The sequence below is a fragment of the Chryseobacterium sp. VD8 genome (assembly GCF_037149975.1).
GTDB lineage: Bacteria > Bacteroidota > Bacteroidia > Flavobacteriales > Weeksellaceae > Chryseobacterium > Chryseobacterium indicum.
In genome coordinates this window covers 1-7,794 of the sequence record NZ_JBBCQL010000221.1, presented here as the reverse complement: position 1 = coordinate 7,794, position 7,794 = coordinate 1, and the positions used below count along the sequence as shown (strand labels likewise).

Genomic DNA, 7,794 nt, shown 5'->3' with positions numbered 1-7,794 from the left:
GTAATTGAGAGTGATATACCAATAGAAGCGGAATCCGCCATTAAAATTACTCCGTCTCAAAAGTCAGACCTTTTAGGAAATAGAGCGATCCCATTCTATTACAGAATTACTGATGAGTTTCTGAAAGTCTGGGATTTCAATAAGATACGAACTCCATCGTTCCGTAATAATACAGGCTATAATGCGGGTGTGTTTTCACAGGAAGCCTATGTAAAGAAACCATTGGATTTTAACATGGACAGAACTCCGTTTTATAATATTGAAGGACATCAGGGAATGCATTATCAGGATGCTTTTGATGAAATAAAAAAGATCAGAGACAAACAGCAGCTGGGATTTGATATTATGCTTTTGTCATTTAAAGAATTATTGAAAAATAAAGATCTTTCAAAAGCTTACTTTAATGAATATATTGATAAATATTCGGGTTTAGAACATAAACGCGGAGTTGCAAAAGGAGGTACTTTTATCATGGTGTATGATCATATTGGGAGAGATGAAGTTATTGTGGCAGATTTCTCGCTTCCGTACATCTGCTGTACGCCGAAAGTGAAGATTAATCTGACTTTACCTGATACGACTATTTGTGCCAAAGCAGAGAAAATTCCGTTTACGGTATTCCCTTTCAACGGCATCGTAACGGCAAATGTAGATTCTGATCTGAATGGCGGAGTACAATTAATTGATGGATTGTATTTCTTTGATCCTGCATCGGTAAGTCAGGAATTACATAACCAGCCAATTAGCTTTAGCGTTAATGGAAAATCTACAGATTGTACCATTACAGTGATTACAGAACCGCAGGTGAGAATTGTCGTGGAGAAAGTTGATCTTCCTGAGTCTGATTCAACATCAACTGTTGTGAAACTCAAAATAACAGGAGATCACTTCATGGATTATCAGTACAGCTGGGATTTCCTTGATAACGGAAGTCAGGTAATTCAAAATCCGGATTCAAAAGGTTTTGTAACTCATACGTTTAATAATCTTTCTCCGAGAAAAATTCCGAACATAAAAGTAAAAGTTATTGGAGGCGGATGTGAACAGAATGTATCTCTTGAAAATTGGTACGTAGAAACTCCCATCATTATAAAAGGTATCATCTTCGAGAAAGGAGGAGATTGTTGTGAAGGAGCTAATGCAGCTCCGATAGCTAAGGCTAGTGCTTCTCAAACAACTATTCAATTACCTACTGATTCTGTAATGTTAATTGGCTCTTCAAGTTATGATTCTGACGGGACGATAGTTTCTTATGAATGGAAACAAATAACTTCACCCTCTTTAAATGCGAATATTATAAGTCCAAATACAGCAGATACAACTGTTACTGGATTAGTTGAAGGAATATATAAATTTCAGCTTTTAGTTAAGGATAACAATGGTACTACGGCTACAGATGAAGTAATAATTACTGTAAATAAGGCGGACTTAATTCCTACACTTACTCAAACAGATAATACTACAACTGGTCCAGGAGGAACAAGGCAGCAAATTTTTAAAGTCGGACCAAACGTTTCAGCAGGCAATAAATTTCAAACAGGAGTTTATAGCGTTGTTCTTACTGTTGTAGCGACTTCTTCCGATACCCCGAATACGATTGCATCAAAGATGAGAGATTTAATTAACAATACTACGAGAGAGCAATGGAATCAATTTAATAGTGCGCCTACAAATGCGGCTGGATATCCTCCTAAAGCATCAGCATCGGGAGATTTATTAACAATAAGTCTTAACTATCAAAATCAGTTTTTTGGTAGCGCATCTATTAGTTAGAATATGCGTAAGAAAAGATTGAAAAATCACTAATAATTATAAAAAATATAATAATGGCAACAGAAACATGCAATATTTCGTTTGATGTAAATTATACATCTTCTTCGCCAATAAAAAGCGCAATTGCATCCTATAAAATAAATGGTTCGAATGATCCATATACTGATTTTGTAATTCCTATCGCGACACCTTATATTGGTAATAGTATTTCAGTATCTCTTCCGAGTATTACGGACCTTGGCGACTATGATTTAATAATAAAATTAACAAATACAGATGGAAATACTGTTACAAAGAATGAGCTAAAAGCTTTTAAAATTGGGAATTGTAATAGCAGTACCGTGATTCCAAGAACGCTTTTCTGGGAAAATGCTAATACGAATGTATCTGGTTCTTACGATACATCAGTACGAATAAGAATAACTGTTAATGGAAATGTTCTGGTAAATACAATAAATAAAAATACAAATTATTCCTCTTCAAACGGAATCGAAACATGGAATCAGTTAAAGGTAAATCCGGGAGATAATGTGTTGTTTGAAGCTATTGTAGAAGCAACTAGCGGAAATTCAATAGGCAATATTTGGGCGCACACAACAACTGGTAATACTGGCATAACAGCGGCTATTCCTACTACAGCACCTAATACAGTTTTGTTATTTCATGATTTTATGTCTCCGGATTTTAATGTAGGACATGTTTTTTCTCATACTTTTACAATTGAAAAAGATAAAAATTATAGTATACTAACTAGTTGGTTTCAATAAAAGCGATAAGCTATAATTAATATGCGTATTGAGTACATATAAAAATGAATTATCTGGACTTAACTAGTCGGAAAAAATGATACATAATCTAAAATTAATACAACAAAACAATTGTAAATGAATTAAAATAAAAATCCTCAAGAAATTTTGAGGATTTTTATTCTATGATAAAGCTTTCTATCACCTTCTGTTATTTTTACGCCTTGTACTGATGATATTGAAGAGTTTTGCCACATCCTGAAGATGAATTTCAAAATCTTCGTAATATTCATTCAGAGAATGAAGAGTGATGATGCCTCGTTCAACATCATGATTAATGATTCTTTTCACGAGAATCCCTTTTTCTTTGTGTACAATGACAAAATCCCACTTATCATAATGCAGCTTGCTCATCCAGTAATCCTGACGGATATTTCTGCATAAAATAATATCGCCTTCAAGATAACTTTCGTAGGAACCGTCGTCCATACTGTCTCCCCGAACTTCGAAGCACATATATTCGCCGCGGTGTTCCACATCATCACTGAAAGGAATCGTGGGTAAACTTTCTATATATTCTTCGTCTGCAAATCTGCTCAGATATCCTGCTTGTGCGTATTGGTTCGCCAGCGGAACGTACATGATCTTTAGATCCGAATAAGCAACCGGCGATGCGCTGTTATCAGGTTTCTGCTGCTGTTCCTGCAGCATGTTTTTTACAAAATAAGCAGTGGTTTCCGGTATTTTTCTTTCGCCTTTTTCCCAGTACTGGACGGCTCTGGTACCAACTCCTATCGCCTCGGCGATCTCAGCCTGCTTCATTTTTAGTTTCTTTCTGATCTCTTTGAATTCTAAGTTGGTCATTCTGATATGTTTATCGTTATTTATGAAAAAATACGCAAAATATTTTTCTTTTTTATTTTGAAATACGAACAATGTTCGTATATTTGTCTCGTTGTTAAAACAGAATACGGCAAATGTACAAAAATTATCACAACAATTTAATACATATTTGATACTTTTTAATTTTTTTTGCTTTAATATGGGTTGTTAATCAAATATTTAAAATTGTTCATGTGCTTTTTGTTTACAGACAGAAGATAAAGTTTCAGTAATAGAAATCACTGTAAAAAGTGCGCTTTTATATTGGTGTGAATATTTTTATTATTGATTTTAAATTCTTTTTTACGAAAAATGTGCATTTTTTTAACTGGTAATGCGAACATTTGCTGTTTTGTTTTAACGACCATAAACACAGACCGTGAAAATGTAAGACAAAGCTGCTGTTCAGATTATAAAATATCGATTCATTATAACTGTCAGTAATAATTTAAATACATTCCGAAGCGGAGAATCTGAGTTTGCAGAAAGAAATTCATTTTTAATATGAATTTGTTTAAACTTTTTTAAATAAAAGAGATTCTTGTTGGAAGAAGCAAAGACGCAAGATTTTTTTTGGTCTCAAATCTTTAAGGCGCAGGAAAATCCAAGATTTTCAATAAGGATTGATGCTTAATTTATCGCAGATAAAATCTTTGCGACTTTGCTATTAAGTTTAAACAAATTGTATATGAAGATACTTTTCGCAGACGAAGGAAAATAAAATTCAGGAAGACAGGCCGATGAAACTGCGCCGGAAAACACAGGAAGCCGACTTCTGAGAATTAAAATCAAACAACATCATTAAACATCTTTTCAGAGGCAGACTATAAGCCTTTGCGGGATTTTATTGACTCAACTGATCAAAAAAAGACACGAAAAATTATTTTATTAAAACAACTTTTAACCTTTTAAATATGAAACGTAGTAAAGAACTTGTAGAGAAAAGAAAAGACTTTGTCAACGATTATGTAAAACGCAATCAGGACAAGCAAATGAAAGTTATTGTAACCGAACTTACGGAGATGCTGTTTTTGTCGGAAAGAACCATTTACAACATCATTCAGGAGTAAAACGGAAAAACAAAAGTCATTAAAGATCCGCATTTCGTGCGGCTTCCTCAGGACAATCTTTTACAGCTGATCCACCATCACAAAAAATTAGAGCCGGAAAATTATATTCTAAAAAGCTAAAGACCAAGCGACCGCACAGTTCAGTGCTTCTAATTCAATCTGCCCATCAGATCAATAAAAGATTGTCTTTTCATTATCCATTTAATTTATAGAGAACAACAGCAAGGTAAAAACTGTATTTACTTTCCGGAACTATGCTTTTGAGGCTAAAGATTAACCTGCAATACAATGGTTTCGAAAGTAACAGGAAGAAATTGAAAATTAAAAATCAGCATTAATAAATTTTGGTAGTCATGGAAAAAGAAGAGAACAAAAAAATTAAAGAAAACTTAGAAAAATTTCAGGATCCGGATAGAGACATCAGTGATCTTATAGACGAGCTGGCTTACCTCAGCGAAAACGAAAACATCGAGACGAGCAGAAAATTTCTGGATGATATGTATATGCTCGATCAGGACGATTAACAACTTAGCGTTGTAAAAAAATCAATTTTAATGAATAATAATATGAAGAATGAATTTAGATAGTATAAAAGCCCTCCTCATCGGAACTGCCATTGCATTTTCGGGAGGACTGTTAAGAGTATTGATCTCCATACAGAACAAAGAAAAAAAGAGGCCTTGGGAACATATCATCACCTTAATTATCGTGATTATTGTCGGTTTCACCATGAGCTATGTCATGAAAAGTGCCGAACTCCACAACAAATGGTATTCCACAGGAATATTGTTTGTACTCGGTTATGGTTACGACAAGTTCCTGAAAATGATTACCACCAATCTTCCCAACTGGATTGATACAACCATGAATCTTTACATCGGAAACCAGCCAAACAGACAGCCTGAAGAAGAAAAAGAGAAGAAAGAAGAGATAAAATAAAGAACAAAAAAATCCTCCGAAGCAGGACAAATATCAAAAACAATTAATTATTGTTGTTAAAAACCAACATCAGAAAACGTCATGACGTGAAAGGGCTGAATTCCTTTAAAATATTATTTGAATCTTATGTACTAAGCTTTAGGAAAAGTGGGTTGGAATAAAATTGTAGTGCAGTAAGGCTAAAATATAGTGTATTGGAGTATGGAACGAGTGAGCAGTAATAAAAATGTACTGTAGTAAGCAATAGAAAAGGTGAGCAATAGTAAAAATGTCCTGTAGTAAGCCTAAAATGTCCTGTAGTAAGCCTAAAATGTCCTGTGGTAAGCAGCAGAAAAGGTGAGCAGTAGTAAAGTTGCAGAACAGTAAGCCTTCAATCTAAGACAGTGGAATGTAAATGGAGAACATTTTGTTAAAATTGCTGTACAGTAAGCTTTCAATCCATAACAATGGAATATAAATATAGAATACTGCAATAAAAATACATCACAGTAAGCTTTCGGTACAGGACAGTGGAGCGTAGAGGAAGAATACTGCAATAAAATTGCATAACAGTAAACGTCCCATTTAAATAATCAGGACATTAAAAAATCTTTGTTTTTTTAACTTATGTGCTCTTTTTTTTCATTTAAGCATTAAACTTAAAAAACTAAAGTGTTAAACTCTTTTACATCTTTTGTGGTAAAAAAGTTTAAAGTCTAAAGTAAATTTCTGTATTACTGTCATCAGAAATCATTTCGGGAAACCATTTACTGCAACTACAGAATCCCCCACTCCAAAAAAGGCTTATTCTCCTTAAAAATTCTGAATTTTGAATCTGGAATTTCAGCCGGATCAAAAGAAAAAAGCACAGCACTTCCGATTTCTCATCATAACGCTGTGTACACCTTACAGGCAGTAAAATCTTAAAAAAATACGTTACCGGGTCTGATTTTTCAGTTCCATCAGGTACGGTAAAGCGCAGCTTACATTGTTGTGCTTTACGTGCCTTTTAAACAAAATATAATTAAAAAACACCAAGTCAATGAAAGCAGCAAAACCTGTAGAAAAAGACAACAAAAACCATCATAGCCAGAGCAAAAAGCAGAAGGCTAAAAAGCCGGTGGTGGTACCTCTGCCCGTGGCGGAAGTTGCTCCTTTACAAACACAAAAGCCTGAAGAATCTGCAACTCTCGCAGGATTCGCAACCCCGAATATCAATAAGACAAATGCAAACGGAATTATCGCTCCGGTTCACGGTTCACAGACCATTTACGATCAGGGTTCCGGGATCATGTTTAAGAAGCATCAGGAAAGTATGGCAGAAACCGGGGATATCAATCATCCGGATACCCAAAAAGCGGAAAAAAATTATACTTCCACGCTGAATATCAGTCAGGTTAAAGATTATCATGATCTGAAATCCGGAACTTCTCTGCCGAAGACGTTGGAGGAACAGGCAGCAGCTCATCAGCAAAATAAAAAATCTCCGGAAACAAATGCCGAAACTAAATCTCCGGGGAAAAAGCAGATATCAGATAAAGGTGATATTGTTTCGACAGACCAGCTTCAACCTGTTAACCCAGATAAAGCACCTGTTGAAGAGGTAGATCCGGCTCCTTCTGCAAATGCCCACAGTAATCCAGGATTTACAGAGCTTAGCGGAAAAATAAGCAGTACTGCTAAATTACAGAAGCAGCATGAACCATCCCATAAAGCTACAAATGATGCACAGGCTGCAGCGCCATCTCCTGCCAACGAACGTCAGAGTATGGCACAGGCAAGCCAGATAAATGTAATGGGTGCGAAGGAAGCCGGAATGTTCAAGAAAGAAGATTTCAAAGCTTTGCTGAGTGCAAAAATACATAGTATACAACTTCCTAAAAATGAAGAGCAGGCTGATGAGTTTGAGAAACATAACAATATAAATGAAGTCAATCAAAAAGCAGTGGGCGATGTTAAAAGAGAAAAGAATGCAGCAGCAATTGATATTGCTTCTGCAACTGCAGCAAAACCGGATATTGCAGCACAGCCTCATCGTCCGGTTGCAAAAATGCCGACACAAAATGTAGGTAAGGCTCCTTCTACGCCGAATGTCGCTAAGGCAATGCCTGTGAAAAGAACTGCAGCCAGCGTAGAACAACCTATAAAGCAACAAACGGCAAGTATCGACAGTGAAATGAAAGCGAATGGAGTAACCGATAAGATGTTGGCAAACTCCAATGAACCATCATTTACGGATGCTTTAGATCAAAAGAATAATGCGAAAGCCCAAAGTGTTGAAGCAACTCATCAGTTCAGAGACAATGAAGCTAAGGAGTTGTCAAAAACCCGTAGTGATGCACAGGCACAGGCGGTAAATCATATAAGCGGTATGCATGGCGCAAGAAAAGGCGGGTTAGGCAATG

General features: G+C 35.6%; 7 protein-coding genes. 6 read left to right on the top strand and 1 reads right to left on the bottom strand.

The window, feature by feature from the left end; genetic code table 11:
• Both WFK35_RS18510 and WFK35_RS18505 read left to right on the top strand, forming a co-directional pair.
• On the top strand, positions 1-1,773 hold a 1,773-nt coding region (locus WFK35_RS18510; protein WP_442892082.1), incomplete at its 5' end, for a PKD domain-containing protein.
• A 53-nt stretch (positions 1,774-1,826) separates the two neighbouring features.
• Positions 1,827-2,540, top strand: coding sequence for a hypothetical protein (locus WFK35_RS18505; protein WP_336733800.1), 714 nt, complete (start codon positions 1,827-1,829; stop codon positions 2,538-2,540).
• Between the two features lie 180 nt (positions 2,541-2,720).
• Here the strand turns inward: WFK35_RS18505 and WFK35_RS18500 are convergent, their stop codons facing one another.
• Positions 2,721-3,383 (bottom strand): S24 family peptidase, encoded by a 663-nt coding sequence (locus tag WFK35_RS18500; RefSeq protein WP_206608152.1) that lies wholly within the window; start codon positions 3,381-3,383, stop codon positions 2,721-2,723.
• Between the two features lie 932 nt (positions 3,384-4,315).
• Here WFK35_RS18500 and WFK35_RS18495 point away from each other — a divergent pair.
• The 4 genes from WFK35_RS18495 to WFK35_RS18480 all read left to right on the top strand — a co-directional run.
• Positions 4,316-4,471, top strand: coding sequence for a hypothetical protein (locus WFK35_RS18495; RefSeq protein WP_157967284.1), 156 nt, complete (start codon positions 4,316-4,318; stop codon positions 4,469-4,471).
• 353 nt (positions 4,472-4,824) lie between these two features.
• Positions 4,825-4,995: a hypothetical protein gene (locus WFK35_RS18490; RefSeq protein WP_157967283.1), complete on the top strand. Its 171-nt coding sequence runs from the start codon at positions 4,825-4,827 to the stop codon at positions 4,993-4,995.
• Between the two features lie 49 nt (positions 4,996-5,044).
• On the top strand, positions 5,045-5,410 hold the full coding sequence (locus WFK35_RS18485; RefSeq protein WP_076394835.1) for a hypothetical protein: 366 nt from the start codon (positions 5,045-5,047) through the stop codon (positions 5,408-5,410).
• A 1,021-nt stretch (positions 5,411-6,431) separates the two neighbouring features.
• Positions 6,432-7,794 (top strand): hypothetical protein (locus tag WFK35_RS18480; protein ID WP_336733799.1); only part of this gene is annotated, 1,363 nt, incomplete at its 3' end.

Bases quoted from the DNA above. Each gene is read 5' to 3' on its own strand.
- WFK35_RS18490 (WP_157967283.1), top strand. From the start codon at position 4,825: ATGGAAAAAGAAGAGAACAAAAAAATTAAAGAAAACTTAGAAAAATTT.
- WFK35_RS18505 (WP_336733800.1), top strand. From the start codon at position 1,827: ATGGCAACAGAAACATGCAATATTTCGTTTGATGTAAATTATACATCT.
- WFK35_RS18495 (WP_157967284.1), top strand. From the start codon at position 4,316: ATGAAACGTAGTAAAGAACTTGTAGAGAAAAGAAAAGACTTTGTCAAC.
- WFK35_RS18500 (WP_206608152.1), bottom strand. From the start codon at position 3,383: ATGACCAACTTAGAATTCAAAGAGATCAGAAAGAAACTAAAAATGAAG.
- WFK35_RS18485 (WP_076394835.1), top strand. From the start codon at position 5,045: ATGAATTTAGATAGTATAAAAGCCCTCCTCATCGGAACTGCCATTGCA.